Annotated in this window: 15 protein-coding genes and 1 tRNA gene; 6 read left to right on the forward strand and 10 right to left on the reverse strand. The window is 50.4% G+C overall.

Features of this window, described 5'->3' with window-relative positions; translation table 11 throughout:
* A partial coding sequence (locus NZM05_10705) for a PAS domain-containing protein (GenBank protein MCS7014083.1) occupies nucleotides 1-2,006 on the forward strand: 2,006 nt, incomplete at its 5' end.
* 15 nt (nucleotides 2,007-2,021) lie between these two features.
* Here NZM05_10705 and NZM05_10710 read toward each other — a convergent pair.
* The 6 genes from NZM05_10710 to NZM05_10735 all read right to left on the reverse strand — a co-directional run bounded on the left by NZM05_10710 (nucleotide 2,022) and on the right by NZM05_10735 (nucleotide 7,049).
* The gene (locus tag NZM05_10710; GenBank protein MCS7014084.1) at nucleotides 2,022-3,368 is read right to left on the reverse strand and encodes an aminotransferase class III-fold pyridoxal phosphate-dependent enzyme; all 1,347 of its coding nucleotides are present in this window, start codon (nucleotides 3,366-3,368) and stop codon (nucleotides 2,022-2,024) included.
* A gap of 25 nt (nucleotides 3,369-3,393) precedes the next feature.
* Nucleotides 3,394-3,990, reverse strand: coding sequence for a Uma2 family endonuclease (locus NZM05_10715; protein MCS7014085.1), 597 nt, complete (start codon nucleotides 3,988-3,990; stop codon nucleotides 3,394-3,396).
* A 2-nt stretch (nucleotides 3,991-3,992) separates the two neighbouring features.
* On the reverse strand, nucleotides 3,993-4,589 hold the full coding sequence (locus tag NZM05_10720) for a Uma2 family endonuclease (protein MCS7014086.1): 597 nt from the start codon (nucleotides 4,587-4,589) through the stop codon (nucleotides 3,993-3,995).
* Nucleotides 4,590-4,591: 2 nt separating this feature from the next.
* Nucleotides 4,592-5,179 carry a Uma2 family endonuclease gene (locus tag NZM05_10725; GenBank protein ID MCS7014087.1) on the reverse strand — a complete coding sequence of 196 codons (588 nt, stop codon included), beginning with the start codon at nucleotides 5,177-5,179 and terminating at the stop codon, nucleotides 4,592-4,594.
* Between the two features lie 255 nt (nucleotides 5,180-5,434).
* Nucleotides 5,435-5,511, reverse strand: a tRNA-Asp gene (locus NZM05_10730).
* A 119-nt stretch (nucleotides 5,512-5,630) separates the two neighbouring features.
* Nucleotides 5,631-7,049, reverse strand: coding sequence for a DNA/RNA non-specific endonuclease (locus NZM05_10735; protein ID MCS7014088.1), 1,419 nt, complete (start codon nucleotides 7,047-7,049; stop codon nucleotides 5,631-5,633).
* Nucleotides 7,050-7,242: 193 nt separating this feature from the next.
* Here NZM05_10735 and NZM05_10740 point away from each other — a divergent pair, with 193 nt between their 5' ends.
* From NZM05_10740 to porQ, 4 genes are all read left to right on the forward strand, one after another.
* Entirely contained in the window at nucleotides 7,243-8,325 is a 1,083-nt protein-coding gene (locus tag NZM05_10740; protein MCS7014089.1) for an efflux RND transporter periplasmic adaptor subunit, read from the forward strand.
* 78 nt (nucleotides 8,326-8,403) lie between these two features.
* Nucleotides 8,404-11,520, forward strand: coding sequence for an efflux RND transporter permease subunit (locus NZM05_10745; GenBank protein ID MCS7014090.1), 3,117 nt, complete (start codon nucleotides 8,404-8,406; stop codon nucleotides 11,518-11,520).
* Between the two features lie 62 nt (nucleotides 11,521-11,582).
* Complete coding sequence (gene radA / locus NZM05_10750; GenBank protein MCS7014091.1) at nucleotides 11,583-12,962, forward strand: DNA repair protein RadA; 1,380 nt, start codon at nucleotides 11,583-11,585, stop codon at nucleotides 12,960-12,962.
* 66 nt (nucleotides 12,963-13,028) lie between these two features.
* On the forward strand, nucleotides 13,029-13,970 hold the full coding sequence (porQ, locus tag NZM05_10755; GenBank protein MCS7014092.1) for a type IX secretion system protein PorQ: 942 nt from the start codon (nucleotides 13,029-13,031) through the stop codon (nucleotides 13,968-13,970).
* A gap of 1 nt (nucleotide 13,971) precedes the next feature.
* On the opposite strand, the gene NZM05_10760 is transcribed toward porQ, so the two are convergent.
* Nucleotides 13,972-15,516, reverse strand: coding sequence for an ABC transporter ATP-binding protein (locus NZM05_10760; GenBank protein MCS7014093.1), 1,545 nt, complete (start codon nucleotides 15,514-15,516; stop codon nucleotides 13,972-13,974).
* 111 nt (nucleotides 15,517-15,627) lie between these two features.
* Here NZM05_10760 and NZM05_10765 point away from each other — a divergent pair, with 111 nt between their 5' ends.
* Nucleotides 15,628-15,942 (forward strand): YfhL family 4Fe-4S dicluster ferredoxin, encoded by a 315-nt coding sequence (locus tag NZM05_10765; GenBank protein MCS7014094.1) that lies wholly within the window; start codon nucleotides 15,628-15,630, stop codon nucleotides 15,940-15,942.
* A 5-nt stretch (nucleotides 15,943-15,947) separates the two neighbouring features.
* Here NZM05_10765 and NZM05_10770 read toward each other — a convergent pair whose 3' ends face one another.
* The 3 genes from NZM05_10770 to NZM05_10780 form a co-directional block, all read right to left on the reverse strand.
* Nucleotides 15,948-16,193 carry a hypothetical protein gene (locus NZM05_10770; GenBank protein ID MCS7014095.1) on the reverse strand — a complete coding sequence of 82 codons (246 nt, stop codon included), beginning with the start codon at nucleotides 16,191-16,193 and terminating at the stop codon, nucleotides 15,948-15,950.
* A 106-nt stretch (nucleotides 16,194-16,299) separates the two neighbouring features.
* The gene (locus tag NZM05_10775) at nucleotides 16,300-17,160 is read right to left on the reverse strand and encodes a hypothetical protein (GenBank protein ID MCS7014096.1); all 861 of its coding nucleotides are present in this window, start codon (nucleotides 17,158-17,160) and stop codon (nucleotides 16,300-16,302) included.
* Between the two features lie 170 nt (nucleotides 17,161-17,330).
* Nucleotides 17,331-18,707, reverse strand: a complete 1,377-nt coding sequence (locus NZM05_10780) for a B12-binding domain-containing radical SAM protein (protein ID MCS7014097.1) — start codon at nucleotides 18,705-18,707, stop codon at nucleotides 17,331-17,333.
* Nucleotides 18,708-18,831: the final 124 nt, after the last annotated feature.

Consider the following 18,831-nt stretch of genomic DNA (forward strand, 5'->3'; position numbering starts at 1 on the left):
AAGAAAAGGAAGCTGAAGCGGCTCTGCAAGAAGCTTATGGCTTTTTGCAAAGCATCTTTTATGGTCTGGACTTTGACATTTTCGTTGTTGATGTGCTTCCTGACGGTGAGTTTCGCATTGCGGGCTTAAATCCAGCGCACGAGCGAAGCACGGGCATACCTAATAGCCAGCTAATTGGTAAAACCCTGAGCGAACTGAACGACATTTTGCCACCAGAAGCGATTGCAACGATACGTCGACGCTACCAGAAATGTATTGAAGCTGGCACGACACAGACATTTGAATCGCGCGTCCTCTTAACTGGCAAAGAAAACGCTGCCGATTGGATTGTGCGGATTACGCCGCTGAAAGATGCGGCAGGCAAAGTTTATCGGCTCATTGGCACAGCACTCGACATCTCTGAGCGCAAGCGTGCTGAGAAGGCGCTGCGCGAAATGCAAGCGATGCTCGCCGACACAGAGGAAATTGCGCGCATCGGTAGCTGGCAGTATGATGTAACGACGGGCAAAAGCGCTTGGTCGGCAGAAGTGTTTCGCATCTATGAACGCAATTTTTCTGCTGGCGCGCCGTCGCTAGAAGAATTCTTTCAGTATCTGCCGCCAGAAGAAGCCGAGCGACTTATCCCTATTTTTGAACGCGCTCTGCGGGAAGGGGTTGGCTATGAATGCGTGATGCGTATTCGCACGGAGAGCGGCAAGGAAAAATGGGTGAAAGTCATTGGCAAACCGCTCAAAGACCATCAAGGCAAAGTTATCAAGGTCTATGGCTCGGTGATGGACATTACGGCGCAAAAAGAGGCTGAATTGGAAAAGGAAAAGTATTACGCACAGCTTTTGCATGCGCAGAAGATGGAATCGCTGGGTGTTTTAGCAAGTGGTGTGGCGCATGAGTTCAACAATATTCTGCAAAGCATTTTGGGCTATGCCACGATGCTGCGTAAGCGCTTCCCAGAAGGCACACCTGAGCGCGAAAAAGTCACGCGCATTGAAGCCAGCGTACACCGCGCTGCCGCAATCGTGAAAAAAATGCTCGGCTTTGCACGTCAGAGCAAAACCGATGTCAAACCTGTCCAACTTCGTGACTGTATTTTCGATGTGCTACAAATTCTTGAACCCACGCTGGATAGGCGCATTAAAGTTTCCATTGATGCCGCAGGCGATGTTCCGATGATTGAAGGCGACAAAGGTCAGTTGGAGCAAGTCTTGCTGAATCTTGCGGTCAATGCTCGCGATGCCATTCAGCCACTTTTAGGCAGCGCTCGCTCCCAAGGCGAGATAGTTTTTCAGTTGCGTTACGAGACAATCCCCCCTCACCTGCAAGCCGCATATGGGCTACGGAGCCAAGAGATGTTTGTGCACCTTGCCGTGCAAGACAACGGCACGGGCATTCCTGAGGAAATTCGCACCAAAATTTTCGACCCTTTCTTTACGACCAAAGAGACAGGCAAAGGCACGGGGCTTGGGCTTTCAATGGTCTATGGCATTGTTCAGACGCATCACGGCTCTATTCTCTTGGAAAGCGAGGTGGGCAAAGGCACCACATTCCATCTTTTCTTCCCGCCTATGCGACCAGTTCCCCATGCTGGAAGTCAATCCCCCCTTACGACGCATTCTACTCCCAGTGTCGGTGCTGGCACCGTGCTTCTGATTGAAGATGAAACGGATATTCGCGAGCTGGTCTTAGATGCGTTGCGCGAGCAAGGTTATGTAGTCTATACAGCCTCAAATGGTTTGGAGGGCGTAGCACTCTTTGAAGCAGGCAAAGGCGCCTTTGACGCTGTAGTGCTTGATTTGAATATGCCTGAGATGAATGGCTTAGATGTGCTCCGGCGCATTAGGCAGCTTCGCTCTCCTGCAGCCGTCATTTTGACCACGGGATACTTAGAGCCGGCGTATTCAGAGGAACTTGAGGGCGCAGGTCTTTTCCGCATTTTGCCAAAGCCTTACGCCCTTTCAGATTTGCTTAGTGCTGTTGCTGAAGCCATTGCACACGGGCGCACGCGCTAAGCAGGCTTTTTCTCTTCAAGCCGACACTTTTGCTTTCGGCTTCGTATTGAAGTTGCTTGTCTTGCGGAACACTGGCTCCACTGGTTCGCCTTTGAGATAGGCGCGCACGTTTTTCTCGTCCATGGCTTTTTTGAGAATTGGCAAGACTTCACGGTAGGCTGCCAGCGTGTAGGCAATATCTTCGTCAGTATGCGAAAAGCTCATATTGTGAAAGCCGCCCCACAAGATGCCGCGCTTAATCATTTCTTGCTGCACAAGCGATTTCATTTCAAGCGGATTGCTGCCGTCTTTTGACGCGAAGGTAACGAGGGTGCGCGCGTCGTGTCCGATGCAAGCGGTGTAATCCATTCCAAGTTCTTGGGCGATTTGGTTGTAGCCTTCGCGCAGTTTTTTGCCTTGCGCAGCAAGGTAAGCGGGCACGTTCTTCTCACGCAGTTCCAGAATGGTAGCTTTTGCGGCTGCCAGTGAGAGGGCTTCACCGCCAAAGGTCGTAAAGAAGAAAATGTCTTTGTCGCACAGTTGCATTAGCTCTTTTCGACCGCACAGCACACTGATAGGCATTCCATTGGCGATGGCTTTGGAGAAGCACATTAAGTCGGCTTGCACGCCAAAGAGTTCTTGTGCACCGCCCAACGCAAAGCGGAAGCCTGTCCACATTTCGTCGAAGATGAGCACGGCGCCGTAGTCATCGCAGACTTTGCGGAGCTTTTGCAAAAAGCCATCTTTCGGAAACTCGAACACCATTGGCTCTAAGATGACGCAAGCCGTCTCGTGGTCAATTGCGTCCAAGACAGATTGAATGTCGTTGTAGTTGAAAGTAAAGGTCAGGTCTTGCGTGGCTTGGGGAATGCCTTTGTTACGGTCGGTTACGGCGATATACCAGTCGTGCCAGCCGTGATAGCCACAGCAGAGGATTTTCTCGCGTCCCGTGTAAGCGCGCGCTAAGCGCACAGCGGCGGATGTTACATCGCACCCTGTTTTGCTGTAACGCACCATTTCCACATTTGGCACAACTTCTCGGATTAACTCCGCTACCTCGACTTCAAGCGGATGCACGAGCGAAAATGTGATGCCATCGGCAAGTTGTGCTTTGATGGCACTGTCGACTTTTTCGTAGCAATAGCCGAGCGAGAGCGGACCGATTGCCATTTGGTAGTCGATGTATTCGTTGCCATCGACGTCCCAAACGTGAGCGCCTTTGCCGCGTTGGAGATAGATTGGCGCAACGCCTCTCACGTATTGCCCCGGTCCTTTGGCGAGCGTTTGCGTGTAGGCGGGAATCAAGCCTGCGGCGCGCGCATAGAGTTTTTGCGATTCTGCAATCGTCGGATAGGTTTCGTTGAATGCGACTTTGTTTGGCATAGAGTTGATGCGTTGAAATGAACGGTTACGAATTAAAAATTTGATTGACGGCAATTTGAAAATCAGGAATGATTGGCGCTGCTGAGCAGATGTCGTCGCCTATGCAAATTTTCGCCTCTTTGAGCGACGCATAAACTCGCACGAGTTGATGCTTCGGAAAAATTTCCCAGACCATCTGAACGCCGCTCGTGAAATAATCCTTCAATTTCGTTTGAATCTCATCAACCGTGTTGGTCGGCGAAATGATTTCAACGATGAATTTTGGAATCGTCTCTTCGCCTTGTTCGGAGCGCAAGAGCTCTTCTTTCGTGAAATACGCCAAATCAGGAATGCGCAGTTTGCCAACAGGCTCAAAAAACGTCTCCGCTTCGGGCAACAGCTCGCCGCCGTTTTGATACGCTTTTGTTTGCGAAAAACGCCTTAATAGGCGCGCCACAATCATTCGTTCTTTGATTTTCATTCCTGTTTTGGCTCTAAGGATTCCGTTGTCCCACTCGTATTTGAAGCCATCTTCGGCTGTCCAGTTTCGGAAATCTGCCAGTGACATTTTCTTGCCGTCGTAGAGCGGTTTTGGTTCTCGACGCTTTTTAGTTCGCAGTTTCGTTGCCGTCAGCGTTGCCATCGTTAATTGCCAAAAATTTGATTAACCGAAATTTGGAAATCTGGGATTGCAGGCGCGGCAGAACAAATGTCATCGTCAGTGCAAATCTTGACCTCTTTTGGAGAGGTGAACACGCTCACTTTTTTGCGCATTGGCAAAATCAGCCACACGCATTGAACTCCTGCCGAAAAATACTCGTCTAATTTCTCATCATAATAACTCATTCGGTCGCTCTCGGAAACCAGTTCAATGACGAATATCGGCACGGGCTGCTCACCTTCTTTGGCGCGCTCAATTTGCTCCTTCGTAAATACCGCAAGGTCAGGCACCCGATACTTCCCCTCAGATATCGGACAAACTGACTCCGTCAGCAACGCGCTTCCCTGTTTAAAAGCAGACGTATTCAGAAACGCGCGCTGCAAATTATTAACCAAATAGAATTCTGCCGCTTTAATCATTTTTTCTCTTGCTTCCAGAAAGCCGTTGTTCCACTCATATTTGAAGCCGTCTTCGGCTTTGAAATCCAAAAATTTTTCCAACGACATTTTCTTGCCGTCGTAAAGCGGCTTTTGTTCTCGACGCTTTTTAGTTCGCAGTTTCGTTGCCGTCAGCGTTGCCATCGTTAATTGCCAAAAATTTGATTAACCGAAATTTGGAAATCTGGGATTGCAGGCGCGGCAGAACAAATGTCATCGCCCATGCAAATTTTCACTTCCTTCAAACCCGTATAGACATAAACTTTTTGCTTCATTGGCACGATAAGCCACACCACCTTCACGCCCGAAAGAAAATACTCCTCTAACTTGTTTTCATAGTAGCAGAGTTGGTCGTTTTCAGAAACAAGCTCAATGATAAATGGTGGCACAGGGAACTTGCCCTCTCGCGCTTCGGTGATTTGGTCTTTCGTAAAAAAAGAAATATCAGGAATGCGATATTTTTCTTCTGAAATTGGACAAACGGTTTCTGTTATCATCGCACCGCCTCGTTTTTTAAACTCAGTTTGCTCGAAAGCCGCTCGCAAATTTTCAACGATGTAAATCTCGGACAGTTTAATCATTTTTTCCCTTGCTTCCAGAAAGCCGTTGTTCCACTCGTATTTGAAGCCGTCTTCGGCTTTGAAGTCCAAAAATTCTTCAAGCGACATTTTCTTGCCGTGATATTTCGGCTTCAGCGGGCGTTTGCGAATGGTGCGTTCAAGCGTTGCCATCATTCCCCCTTTCTTCTTATTTTAGCTCAATCTCTCAAACAAGCAACGAACTATCGACAGCGCGCCATGCAGCCTCAAGCGCTATCACTTCTGCTGCATTCCACCTAACACGCCTGAATATCTGCAAAACTTGGCTTATTTCCGTAACTTCTTGATGGGCTGCTACAAAGCAACGCCTTGTGTCAGCACAGCCACTTGGTTACACAGACTTGCTTGCTGGCTTTACGAGAGACAGGGAACGGGAAAGCGAAGAGAGGTTGGCGGAGCTGACGGGGCTCGAACCCGCGACCTCCTGCGTGACAGGCAGGCGCTCTAACCGACTGAGCTACAGCTCCACTTGCTTTGTGTCGAGATGGACTGCAAATATAGCCTCCCACACGATTTCTTCCAAACTGGGAGTCCGACACTCTCACATCGTAAAAGGGTGAGCATAGGATGCAGTTCGCTCAGACACTCACTCCGTATCTATTTTCTCAATTAGTGCTTTTCGCACTTCTTCTGGCACTGCTGTAAAAAACTTCAACCCTGTTCGCCGCTCTAATTCCGCTACGCTCACGCGATACTTGCGCCAGTCATCATCACGAATGCCATCAATGTTTGGCATATCTACGGCAATCACGCGTGTGTTTTTGGTTACATCTTTCAGGCCCTGTCCTCGCTCCAAGACCACCACAATCTTCCAGCAACTTTTGGGCACAGCCACTTTGCCCTTGAGGCGTGGCGGGTCTTTTTCAAAAATGCCGCCCGAGACAAGATACAGCTCCTTGCCTTGCTTTGCCAGACGCTCACAGTAGAGTTCAAAGCTATTCCAGACACCTTGATTTAGGTCAGGTTTTTGTGGCAAGATGTTTGTAAGGTAAAAGGTCGCATCATTGTCTTCACGCGTGGCGGTGCGTTCTTGTGAACGCACAATGTGCCCACGGTCGTATCCGCTACCGGTGTAATCCTGATGTGTTACGCGATACATTCCTGTTGGCAGGCTGTTATCGGTGAGAAATGGTCCTTGATAGCGTGGGACGGGTCCATAGCTTTCCGCATTGACATGCCACGACACCCAATTTGCTACATTCAGATTACGGTTGTAGGAGAGCACGTATTGAGGTCGGCGAATGATATACTCAGGTGAGGCGCCCGTTGGCATGCCCAGCTCAATTTGCTTTTGAATGCGCGCCTCAACGCTGAGCGTTGCTGGACTTGCTGGACTGGTCGGCGGCGGTTCAGCTTTGGTTTGGGGTGCGCTGCCTCCAAGCGGCTCAATGATGAAGTCGTCAAAATTCACGCGCACTTTTTCAGGCAACTCCGTGCGAATCTCAAAGCGCACCTTGCCACTGACATTCACTGCAAATGTAGCGACCTCCAAACTGGGCGAACTTGATTGCACGGCTGCTCCTACCCGTCGCCACGAATCGCCACTATTGGTTGAAAGCCACAGCGACCATTTTCCTCCCTCATCGTTACCATAGACGCCGTGACGAATGGAGACACTCTTCGCCCCATCTGGATAATCAAACAGCATCGTGAGCTTTCCCAGTCCACGCACCCGTGCCGCACGATTGCCACTCTTGCGGTCTTTTTCCTCGCTACCGATTAGGGCCTCTTCAAAGAGCCACTCCCCTGTTTTGAGCCGCACAACGCCGCTTTTGTAACTGCCCTTTGAGCCTGACTCGAAGTCTTCACAGAAACTGGCAGCTTGAGAGTGCTCCACGCTCGGCAGATTGTTCTCTGCTGCTCCATCACGATGGCTCTGTTCCTGTGCTTTGGCGACACTTTGCGAAATGGTATGTGCTTCTTCCTTTGGCTTGCAGCCTGTGCTTAGAATGGCGACAGCAAGTAAGAGCGGCCATACCTTTTGCCAGAGAGGCTTTTTTTGCATAGCTGTTTTTACGGTCCTCATTGAGTTTCCAAGCAAAATTGGCTAACTGAATGGATTTACACGACGCTCCTGCTCTGCTCAACACATAGCGTGCATACCTTTTTGGAAGTCTCTTTGAAAGCTCTAAATTCAGCCTTTTGCAGCAGAGCAAGTTAATTGTTTTCACATTATTCACATCAAGTGCAACGCTACAATGCAGAAAAAGCCGATTTTGATTAGCGGGGTTTTCTTTGCAGCTATTGCGCTTCTGCTTTGGCTGCGACTGTCACCAAAGTCAGCAGAACCTCCTGCGGCGGCACGCCCATCTTCTGGCAATGCTATGCTTCCTGTGCGGGGCTATGTGGTCAGCAAGCGAAAGCTTGAAAACCGTATCCTTTCTGCAGGCACACTGGTCGCCAACGAAGAAGTTGAACTGCGCTCCGAAAGCTCAGGCAGAATCACGCACATTCTTTTCCGAGAGGGCAGCCCTGTGAAGCAAGGCGAGCTGCTGGTTAAAATCAATGACGCAGAGCTGCAAGCGCAGTTGCAACGCACCTTGTATCGCCTTAAACTTGCTCAGACTCGAGAGGAACGTCAGCGCAAGCTTTTAGCCGAGCGCGCCGTCAGCCAAGAAGAGTATGACATCACGCTTAATGAAATGAATACGCTCAAGGCTGAAGTGGATATTATCAAAGCACAAATTGATAAAACGGAGGTGCGTGCACCTTTCAATGGCGTCGTGGGCTTGCGCTATGTCAGCGTTGGTAGTTACATCTCTCCTACCACGCGTATTGCCAGCATTCAGAATATCTGCCCGCTAAAACTTGATTTCTCCATTCCTGAGAAGTATGCCACACTGGTGCGCAAGGGCGATAAGGTGCTCTTCAGGGTTCAAGGCATTGATAAAGTGCTGGAAGGTCAGGTCTATGCGATTGAGCCGAAAATTGACCCTGCCACGCGCACTTTGCCAATTCGTGCCATTTATCCTAACAGCGACCGACGCATCTTGCCCGGCGCTTTTGCTGAAGTAGAGCTTCTACTGCAAAATGCCGACAGTGCAGTGATGATTCCTTCTGAAGCCTTAGTGCCTGAGCTCAAAGGACAAAAGGTCTTTGTCGCCAAACAAGGCAAAGCCGTTGCTAAATCGGTGGAAATTGGTCTTCGCACCGATAGAGAAATTCAAGTTACCTCAGGCTTGTCAGACGGCGACACGGTCATCACTACAGGCATTTTGCAATTGCGCCCCGGCATGGCGGTGCAATTTGTTGAGTTCCAGTCTTTGGAAAATTCCGACTAAGCTTACTGCAGGCTGCGCTGCGCCATTGCGTCTTGCTTTGGTTGCTCCAGCACTGTGCTAATTCATCTTGCGCTAAAAATGAGTCTATCTGAAATTAGCATTCGCCGCCCCGTCTTAGCGATTGTGATGTCGCTGATTATTGTGCTCCTTGGGGCAATTGGATTTTTGTATTTAGGCGTGCGTGAGTATCCTGCCGTCGACCCACCGATTATCACGGTTACGACGAACTATGTCGGCGCCAATGCAGACATTATTGAATCGCAAATTACCGAGCCGCTGGAAGAGTCTATCAACGGTGCGCAAGGCATTCGCACCATTACTTCCACCAGCTCTGATGGCGTAAGCAGCATCACAATTGAGTTTAACTTGGAAGTAGATTTGGAGGCTGCTGCCAATGATGTGCGTGACCGTGTCTCCCGTGCAGTGCGGCTTTTGCCCCCTGACTGCGACCCACCTGTTGTTACCAAAGCCGATGCGAATGCCGACCCGATTATGGGGATTACGGTTCAATCCAACACGCGTAACATTCTGGAAGTCTCCGATGTTGCGCGCAATGTCATCAAAGAACGGCTGCAGACGATCAACGGCATTAGCGAAGTGATGATTTGGGGTGAGAAGCGCTATGCGATGCGCCTTTGGATGGATCCTGCCAAACTTGCCGCATATGGACTGACGCCTCTGGATGTGCGTGCTGCCTTGAACGCCGAAAACATTGAGCTACCTTCTGGCAGAATCGAGGGCAACGCCACCGAACTTAGCATTCGCACCACTGGACGCTTGCAGACACCTGAGGACTTTGGCGAACTGGTCATCAAGCAAGTTGAGGGACGCGTGATTCGTTTTAAGGACGTCGGTGTGGCAGAATTAGGTCCTGAAAATGAGCGCTCCCGCTTAAAACGCGATGGGATTCCAATGGTGGTCGTGGTGCTGGTGCCACAGCCCGGCGCCAACAATATCGCCATCGCCGACGAAGCCATGAAGCGGCTGGAAGCGATTCGAAAGGAACTGCCCAGTGACTTTCGCTTAGACATCAGCTTCGACACCACCAAGTTTATTCGCGCTTCCATTCGTGAAGTGGTCGAGACCATCTTTATTGCCTTTGTGCTGGTTACGCTTATCATCTTTGTGTTCCTACGCGATTGGCGCTCGACGCTGATTCCTGTTGTTGCGATTCCTATCTCGCTCATTGGTGCGTTCTTTGTGATGTATCTAATGAATTTCTCCATCAATGTGCTCACGCTTCTGGCGATTGTGTTAGCGATTGGTCTTGTGGTCGATGATGCCATCGTGGTGCTGGAAAATATCTATGCTAAAGTCGAGGGCGGCACCCCTCCCATTCAAGCAGCCGTAAAAGGCTCAAAGGAAATTTTCTTTGCGGTTGTCTCGACAACGGTGGTGTTAGCTGCGGTGTTCTTACCCGTGATTTTCTTGCAAGGTCTGACTGGACGCCTGTTTCGTGAGTTTGGCATTGTGGTCGCTGGATCAGTGATCATTTCCGCTTTTGTAGCACTGACGCTCACACCGATGCTAAGCAGTCGCCTACTACGCAAACAAGACCACAGCAAGTTTTACTATGCCCTTGAACCGTTCTTTCTCTCACTCACGGAAGTCTATCGGCGTTCGCTTCACTGGTTTCTGACGCATCGCTGGGCAGGGCTTGGCATCACGGGGCTTGCTCTTGCGCTCATTCTTTTGCTGGGCAGTCTCATTAAGTCAGAGCTTGCGCCACTGGAAGACCGCAGTTCTATTCGCATGTCCGTTACTGCTCCAGAGGGCACATCGTTTGATTATATGAACGCCTTTTTAGACCAACTCTACGAAGGCGTGCGTCAAGAGGTCTCCTCTGAAGCGGAAGGGATTATTGTTGTTACGGCATCAGGCAGAACGAATGCGGCGGTGAACACAGGCTTTGTTCGCCTTATTTTGAAAAATCCTGAGGAACGGTCGCGCTCACAACAGGAAATTGCTGATAAGCTGCAGCGCCTTGCCAATCAATACACCGCTGCCCGCACCTTTGTGCTTCAAGAGCAATCAATCGGTGGTGGCATCGGTCGAGCAGGCTTACCTGTTCAGTATGTTCTGCAAGCACCAACGATTGATAAGCTCAAAGAATTTATGCCGAAGTTTTTGGACGAAGCACGTAAGCGTCCAGAGTTTGGTGGCGTGGTGGATGTCAATCTCAAGTTCAACAAGCCTGAGCTGCAGGTGATGATTAACCGCGAAAAGGCACGAGTGCTCAATGTTTCAGTTTCAGACATTGCCCAAACGCTTCAAGCGGCGTTCAGTGGTCAGCGCTTTGGTTACTTCATTATGAATGGCAAGCAGTATCAAGTCATTGGGCAGATGTCGCGTGCGCGGCGCGATGAGCCTATTGACCTACGCTCGCTTTATGTGCGCAGTCGCACGGGTGAGATGATTCAGCTCGACAACCTTGTCACGCTTGTCGAAGATGCAAGCCCTCCCCAGCTCTATCGCTACAACCGCTATGTCTCGGCTACTATTTCTGCTGGCTTGGCAAAAGGCTACACGCTGAGCGATGGCATTGCCGCAATGGACGAGATTGCCAAACAGGTTCTGGACGATTCATTTAGCACAGCGCTCGCGGGCACTTCGAAAGACTTTGCTGAAAGCTCCTCGAGCCTCTTTTTTGCTTTCGGGTTAGCGTTGGCACTCATTTACCTCATTTTGGCTGCTCAGTTCGAGAGTTTCCGCGACCCCTTCATCATTCTTTTTACTGTGCCGCTTGCGCTCTCAGGTGCTTTGCTCTCGCTTTGGTATTTCAACCAAACGCTCAACATTTTTAGCCAAATCGGCATCATTATGCTGATTGGACTTGTCACGAAAAATGGTATTCTCATTGTGGAGTTTGCCAATCAACGCAAGGCAGAGGGGCTTTCGCTGATGGATGCTCTGCAAGATGCAGCAGCAGCGCGCTTCCGCCCAATTTTGATGACCAGTCTTTCCACGATTTTGGGATTTTTGCCGATTGCACTGGCACTGGGCGCCGGTGCAGAAAGCCGTGTGTCAATGGGTATTGCTGTAGTCGGCGGTATGCTGCTTTCTACGGTTCTCACGCTTTATGTCGTGCCGACGATTTACTCGTATTTGTCCAAAGACACGACGCCTTCTTTGCACAAGCTAGAACCGCTCGAAGCACCGCTGCTGGCTGAAAAAGGCTCTGCTCCAGTCGCCTAAGGTCGCTTAGAGGCCGCTCTGCCTTGTTTAGCAAGTAAGCTCAGAAACGGTGAGAGGATTAGATGTCAAAAGTCAAAACCCGTTACCGCTGCTCACATTGTGGAGCGATTTCGCTGCGCTATCAAGGCAGATGCTTTGAGTGTGGCAGCTGGGGCACGATGGTGGAAGAGACGCTTCCCGACGACAAAGCCACTTTGCGACGCCGTGCGGCTGGCGTGTCTGCCTCGAATACGGTGATGCCAAAACGGCTACAAGACTTGGAGACTTTGCCAGACGCTCGCCTCTCGACGGGTATTGACGAATTTGACCGTGTCTTAGGTGGTGGTCTGATGCCTGCTTCTGTGGTGCTGATTGGCGGCGAGCCGGGCATTGGGAAGTCTACGCTGATGCTGCAAATTGCACCGAAAATGCCGACGCGCACCCTGCTTTATGTTTCCGCTGAAGAATCGGTGCACCAAATCAAAAGCCGAGCAGAACGGCTACGCGTTACTTCCGAGAACCTACTGCTGCTTGCAGAAAACGAGCTTGAGCCGATTCTCGAAGCAGTTGCCTCTCTGCAGCCCGACATTCTCATCATTGATTCCATTCAGACGATTTTTTCCTCTGTCTTTGAAAGTTCGCCCGGCAGCGTTAGTCAAGTGCGTGAGTGTGCTGCTCGCATTATGCAGACTTGCAAGCGCTTGGGCGTAGCGGCGCTCATCATTGGACATATCACCAAAGATGGCACGATTGCCGGCCCGAAAGTCTTGGAACACATTGTCGATACCGTTTTGCAGTTTGAAGGCGATAGCAACTACCGCTACCGCATTTTGCGCACACTCAAAAACCGCTTCGGCTCTACCAATGAAATTGGTGTCTTTGAAATGCGTGAAGAAGGACTGGTTGAAGTGCCCAATCCCTCCGAGATTTTTCTCTCGGAGCGACGCTTCGGCATCTCAGGCTCCTCTGTTACAGCTGCCCTTGAAGGCACACGTCCTATTTTGGTAGAAGTGCAAGCCTTGGTGTCCAAGACACACTATGCTGCGCCGCAGCGTGTCTCCAGTGGCTTTGATATGCGTCGGCTTTCTCTGCTTTTAGCGGTACTGGAAAAACGCTTGGGCTTACCGATGTGGGCAAATGATGTGTTTCTCAATGTAGCTGGCGGCTTACGGCTGACCGAGCCATCTGCCGACCTTGCCGTTGCTGTCGCTATCGTCTCAAGCCTGCGCGACCTTCCTGCCGACTCCACCACCGTTGCAATTGGTGAAATTGGCTTGGCCGGCGAGTTGCGTGCGGTGCCCCACCTTGAGCGACGCATTAGCGAAGCCAAAAAACTTGGCTTTGAGCGCGTGGTGATTCCCAAACTTTCCAGCGACACCGGTAAAGGCTTGGAGAAAAACTTTGGTCTAACCGTTCAGCCTTGCGCTACCTTGAGCGCAGCCTTAGAGGCATTTCTTTCGTAGCGCTTCCTGCAGTGCTGCCTTGACGCACCGTGCTTTTTTGCGTAGTTTGCAAAAACTTCATTCCAGATGCGTTACACGCTGACCCTGCTTTGCTTCACACTTACGGCAACTGGCCTCGGTCAAACCACTGTCTATGATTTTTTACGCTTAGACCGCAGCGCCCGAATTGCGGCATTAGGTGGCAACAGCGTTTCGCTCGCTGGCGACATTGCCAGCTTTTTTCAAAACCCTGCCGTTTTGGACTCCAGCACGCACAAACAAGCCTCATTTAGTTTTCAGAAACATGTCTTAGACATCAACTCTGGTTTTGTCGCATATGGGCGAACACTGCCGGGCATTGGACAGTTTGGCGCTGGCATTAGCGTTGTCAGCTATGGCAATTTTGAGGAAACCGATGCCGTAGGCAACACCACTGGTTCATTTTCTGCGGGCGATTTTGCCCTGCAAATTGGCTACGCTGTCAACCTTCAACACTTTGGCTTTGGGGCGTTGCGTGCAGGGGCAGCACTGAAATTCATCTTTTCCAGCATTCAGGCATTCCGCTCTACGGCTCTGGCTCTCGACGCGGGCCTTTTGCTTGCTGTGCCCAGTGAAGCACTGCATATTGGATTTGCAGTGCTGAATCTTGGCACACAGCTCTCTGGCTTTGATGGCGTGCGGGAAAACTTGCCGCTCGATGTGCGCTTTAGCCTGAGCAAAAAGCTGGAAGGCTTACCACTTGAATTGACCGTTGGATTTATTCGGCTTGCTGACCCTAGTGACAACTTCTTTACCCGTTTCCGACAATTCACAGTTGGCGGTGAATTTACCATCACGGAAGCGGTGAAGTTGCGGATTGGATACAGCAACTTGCAACGCCAAGACCTTAGCCTTACGGGCACACTTGGTCTGTCGGGTTTTTCCGCCGGTTTAGGCATTGCGATTGAGCACTTTCGCTTCGACTATGCGTTTTCATCGTGGGGTGTTTTGGGTGGCTTACATCAACTCACGCTGGTCACTGTGCTGTAACTTAAGTGATATACTCCCCAATTTTTCGTGCAAACTCTTGCGGAGTTTGTCGCCAGCGAGCCGTCTCTTCGGCCGAAAATTCATATCGTAGCGTACCTTTATAGAGACACCCAATTCTATCGGCGAGCAGAATGAGTTCTTCCAGCTCAGCGGAAATGAGCAGAATCGCAATGCCAGCTTTGCGCGCTTCCAAAATCTTTTGATGAATGAGCTCAATTGCACCGATGTCAATGCCACGCGTTGGCTGTGCTAAAATGAGCAATTTAAGTTTGGGCCGGCTTAGCTCACGCGCTACGACGACCTTTTGCTGATTTCCCCCTGATAGATTCTCAATCCGCATACTGGGCACAACTTCCTCTGCTGCGCGCACATCAAAGCGCGTGATCATTTCCTTGCAAAATTGCTGCAACGCTTTCCACTTCAAGCTTAGCCGTGCCGTAAACGCTGGCTCATAATGTCGCCCAAATACGATATTTTCCGCCACCGTGTAAGACTTCACCACACCGTAGCGCCATCGGTCTTCTGGCACATGCGACACCCCCAGCTGCGCAATTTCTCGCGGCGATTTGCCATGAAGCGAAACGCCCGATAGCCTTATCTCGCCTGAGAGCTGCGCGCCTTCTTCATTCATTCCCCACAAGGCTCGGAGCAGTTCAGACTGCCCATTGCCCTCTACGCCTGCAATGCCATAGATTTCACCGGCATGCACAGCAAAAGTGAGCTTATCTAAATGCTTAATACCCTTGCGATCGAAGTAGGTTAGCGCTGCCACCTCTAAGACTTTCGGCTTCGGCGCATAATCGGGCATTGCGGGTTGAAAGAGCACTTCTCTGCCGACCATCAAGCGTGCCAGCTCTGGCTTTGAGACTTCACGTGTGGGCAGCGTGGCAACCAGCTCACCGTGCCGCATCACGCTGACCACATCGGAAAAGGTCAGAACCTCGTCGAGCTTATGTGTGATGACGATAACGGTCTTGCCTTGCCTAATGAGTGAGCGCAGCGTAGAGAAAAGTTGCTCCGTCTCAATTGGCGTAAGCACTGCTGTAGGCTCGTCCAAAATTAAAAGGTTTGCGTTGCGGTAGAGCAACTTTAAGATTTCTACGCGCTGCTCTTCGCCGACCGAGAGCGTTGCCAGTTGTGCATCGGGATTGACAGATAGTCCAAACTGCTCAGATAGTTGCTGCAGCCGTGCTCGAGCCGCTTTGAAGTCAAGGCGCAGACCCTGCTTTGGCTCCTCACCTAACACGACATTTTCCAGCACGGTGAGCGTGGGCACAAGCATAAAGTGCTGATGCACCATTCCAATCCCCAAGCGAATTGCCTCATTTGGTGAAGCCAACCACACACGCTTTCCCCGCACATAGATTTCGCCTTCGTCTGGCTGATACATTCCGTAGAGCACTTTCATTAAGGTTGATTTACCTGCTCCATTTTCGCCCACGACGGCGTGCACCGTGCCTTCTTGCACGCTCAGTGAAATGCGGCGATTGGCATAAAACTCACCAAACTTTTTTGAGAGGTTTTTGGTCTCTATCACAACTGGCATGTTTGTATGATGTGGCTTTTAGGCTTGTCTCCTGACGACTCTGTAAGAAAGCTGGCAGTTTTTTCTTACCTTTGTGCAGTCAAACTCAACTTGGAGAAAGGAGAATCAACTATGGCACTCAAAATCACCGAAGAATGCATCACTTGTGGCGCCTGTGAGCCTGAATGCCCGAACACCGCTATCTATGAACCCGGGCGAAACTGGCGGCTCTTCGGCATTGAGCACCCTCCACTTTCCAACGACCATTACTACATTGTGCCCGATAAGTGCACCGAGTGCGTTGGATTTCACGAGGAGTCGCAATGTGCTTCAGTTTGCCCTGTTGATGCCTGCGTGCCCGACCCCAACTTTCCTGAAACGAAAGAGCAACTCCTCGCCAAAAAAGACAAGTTAGAGGCAGATAAGCGTCCGCTACAAGGCGCGTAGCACTTTCAAATGACAAGGGCTAAAAAAATTACGCCTAAGCCAAACATTACCGCCACTGCCCAAAAGATAGCCCCTGCTTGCAGTCCTCCCTCCTCAGCAGGGGCTATGGTGCTATGGCGCTGCCACTGGTTTATGACTGGCCAAGCCAGCAGCGCTCCAACGATGATAAAAATTCCTGTTACCAGCAGTGCAAGTTGCATCGCAAGCAGGTCAAAAGTTGCCAAATAGCCGCATCGAATCGATGCGCTCACACGAGCTCCTTTCAAAGGCTGATGCAGTTGCAAGGTAAAAGGTCACGGAGGATTTGCAAAGATACCCCTCCGCTCACCGAAGTGAAGTCCTCTTACCTCGTCCGTATTAGTTACGGAAAGTCCACTGGGCAATGTAGGCCGAAGGGATAGGATTTTCGCCTGCGTTAGCTAATGTGAGCGCACCGCCCAAAAAGAGACTGTTACCATAGACAGCGAGGGCATCGACAGAACTATTGACTCCATTCCCCGTAGGGGTGGTCAGAGCACTCCAACTTGCACCGTTCCAGCGAGCAATGAAACTAGCTGGCACACTCCCTGCTTGCCCGAAAAAGCCTCCCACATATAGCTCACCCTGATAGACCGCAAGCGCATACACCGCCGTCAAAGTTGCATCATCACTACTGACTCCATTTTGGTCGCCTGTGCCCAGTGCATTCCATTTCGTACCGTTCCAGCGAGCGATGCGGTTGGCTTGAATGCTGCCCGCTTGCGTGAAGCTACCCCCTACATACAGCTCATTGTTATACACTGCCAAAGCATTGACTCGACTATTGACGCCGTTTTGGTTGCCTGCGCCAAGTGTATTCCATTTTGTGCCGTTCCAACGAGCAATGTAGTTAGCCGCTACACCCCCTGCCTGCGTAAATTCACCCCCTACATAGAGCTCACCCTGATAGACTGCAAGGGCAGAAACTGGTCTGTTTGCTCCATTCGCCGCACCAAAGCTTGTCGCCCAACTGCCTGTACCGCCTTGCATGGTTGTCTCCTTTGGCGTTACAATCGGTCTGCCTTTTGCAGTCAAATGCAGCACAAAGCCATCAAGGCTATACACACCATCTCTATCCAAGCATAGCGTGCCATCAGGATTCAAAATCTCCATCACCGACAGCTGCTCGGTGCTTTGGGCAATAAGAGGCTTTGCGCCTAAAAGAATCAGCGTTGTCAGTAGCAAGGAAACGTATCTCATACTTTTGGATAAGCACCTTGTTACTTGCAAACTTCCGCAGGTCAAGCAAAAATGTAACCAGCGACCGCAACTGGCTAAGCATCTTTCTCGACTTTCAGTTGTGTGTTTTCATATGAGCTTCTGGACAAACGGTCGCCTCAGTGGGAGAGGAGGCAATCGTTCAACACAGCTTACAGGAACATTTCAGGCTTCAAGCGCCGTGTAAAATAATGCATTGCGACATTTACCATCCATACCCAGTTGAATGGCTTCCCTTTCATTCGATACCAGATATTTTTCCACGAATACACTTCTTGCTGAATCTTGATAAAGGCACGCAAAAATTCTTCTTGCTCCATCTTGGCTGGCTTGTAGATGTAGTGATAGGTATCATATTTATCCCAGTTAAAGTGCCGAATGCGCGGTCGCATTTCTTCAAACCAAGGCGTGCCTGGGAAGGGCGTGGCGATGGTAAAAACTGGAAACTCAATTCGATTGCGCATAATAAAATCATATGTGCCCTGAAAACTTGCCATCGTATCGGTATCAAAGCCGAAGATAAAGTAGCCCTGAATGCCGATGCCTTGCCTATGCACATTTGCCACCACTTCATCGTAGCGATTGATACGGTTTGAGCCTTTATGGACGTATTTGATGGTCTCAGGCGTTACCGACTCAAAGCCAATGTTGAGAAGTTCGCACCCTGCTTCCTTTGCCAGTTCAGCGACTTTGGGGTCTTCCAAAAAGTTCATTGAGATATTTGCATTCCACTTCGCTCCCAGTCCCACCATTGCATTGAGCAGTTCCTCCATAAAGGCTGGACGAAAGCTAATGTTGTCGTCCATAAACGAAATGTGAATGTCTTTTTTGCCCAAGCGATTTTGGTGGAACTTGATTTCGTCAACCACGCGCTGTGTATCGCGGGTGCGGAACGACTTGCCATAAATCGTAGGCGTAGTGCAGAAGTTGCAGCCGACGGGGCAGCCTTTTGTTGCCAGAATTGGAATGCGGAAACTGTAATTCTTTGAATTCGGTGAGCGCAGGACGATGTTGAAATCAGGTCTCTCCATCTCGGTCATAGACTTGAAGGCGCCTGCGCGATACTGCGGTTTCATTGTGTCATTTTCCACATCACGGCATAGCTCGTCCCAAACTGACTCTACTTCGCCAAAGACCACACTGGTTGCGTGATGTTTAGCTTCATCAAAGAGCATTGTGGGATGCGTGCCACCTAAAATCACTCGCTTGCCCTGCGCCAGCGCCGCATCGGCAATTTGATACGCTTTGGAGACATTGAGCGTGCGTGCTGTAATTGCCACCACGTCGTAGGGTGAAAAATCCTCTGGCACTTTATCTCCGATGCGCTCATCGACAAATTCCACATCAAAATGTTTCTGTGCCAGTGTGCCAACCATCATTAGGTTTAGTGGAATGCTCACTTTGCCTGAGTCCACCATCAAGTTTGTGCGGCTCTTGGGCTGAATGAGTAGCCAACGCTTGCGGCGTGTCGGTTTTTTCTGAGCAGTAGGCAGAATCGTTACCTGCTCGGCGGGCACAAATCCATTCATAGAGTTGCTCCTTTTCGGCAAGGTTAAGGTTAATGGAATTTTTTTGAAAGATACGCACACCGTCTCCAAAGTCAAAGGACGATTTGGACGCAAATGGCTAAAAGTGCGACAGATACGAGCGAGC

It is taken from the genome of Chloroherpetonaceae bacterium, from assembly GCA_025056565.1.
In the GTDB taxonomy this organism is placed as follows: domain Bacteria; phylum Bacteroidota; class Chlorobiia; order Chlorobiales; family Thermochlorobacteraceae; genus Thermochlorobacter.

Coding starts and splice junctions, on each gene's coding strand:
- radA (MCS7014091.1), top strand. CDS start 11,583: ATGTCAAAAGTCAAAACCCGTTACCGCTGCTCACATTGTGGAGCGATT.
- NZM05_10765 (MCS7014094.1), top strand. CDS start 15,628: ATGGCACTCAAAATCACCGAAGAATGCATCACTTGTGGCGCCTGTGAG.
- NZM05_10735 (MCS7014088.1), bottom strand. CDS start 7,049: ATGCAAAAAAAGCCTCTCTGGCAAAAGGTATGGCCGCTCTTACTTGCT.
- NZM05_10745 (MCS7014090.1), top strand. CDS start 8,404: ATGAGTCTATCTGAAATTAGCATTCGCCGCCCCGTCTTAGCGATTGTG.
- NZM05_10710 (MCS7014084.1), bottom strand. CDS start 3,368: ATGCCAAACAAAGTCGCATTCAACGAAACCTATCCGACGATTGCAGAA.
- NZM05_10775 (MCS7014096.1), bottom strand. CDS start 17,160: ATGAGATACGTTTCCTTGCTACTGACAACGCTGATTCTTTTAGGCGCA.
- porQ (MCS7014092.1), top strand. CDS start 13,029: ATGCGTTACACGCTGACCCTGCTTTGCTTCACACTTACGGCAACTGGC.
- NZM05_10725 (MCS7014087.1), bottom strand. CDS start 5,179: ATGATGGCAACGCTTGAACGCACCATTCGCAAACGCCCGCTGAAGCCG.
- NZM05_10740 (MCS7014089.1), top strand. CDS start 7,243: ATGCAGAAAAAGCCGATTTTGATTAGCGGGGTTTTCTTTGCAGCTATT.
- NZM05_10720 (MCS7014086.1), bottom strand. CDS start 4,589: ATGGCAACGCTGACGGCAACGAAACTGCGAACTAAAAAGCGTCGAGAA.
- NZM05_10715 (MCS7014085.1), bottom strand. CDS start 3,990: ATGGCAACGCTGACGGCAACGAAACTGCGAACTAAAAAGCGTCGAGAA.
- NZM05_10780 (MCS7014097.1), bottom strand. CDS start 18,707: ATGAATGGATTTGTGCCCGCCGAGCAGGTAACGATTCTGCCTACTGCT.
- NZM05_10760 (MCS7014093.1), bottom strand. CDS start 15,516: ATGCCAGTTGTGATAGAGACCAAAAACCTCTCAAAAAAGTTTGGTGAG.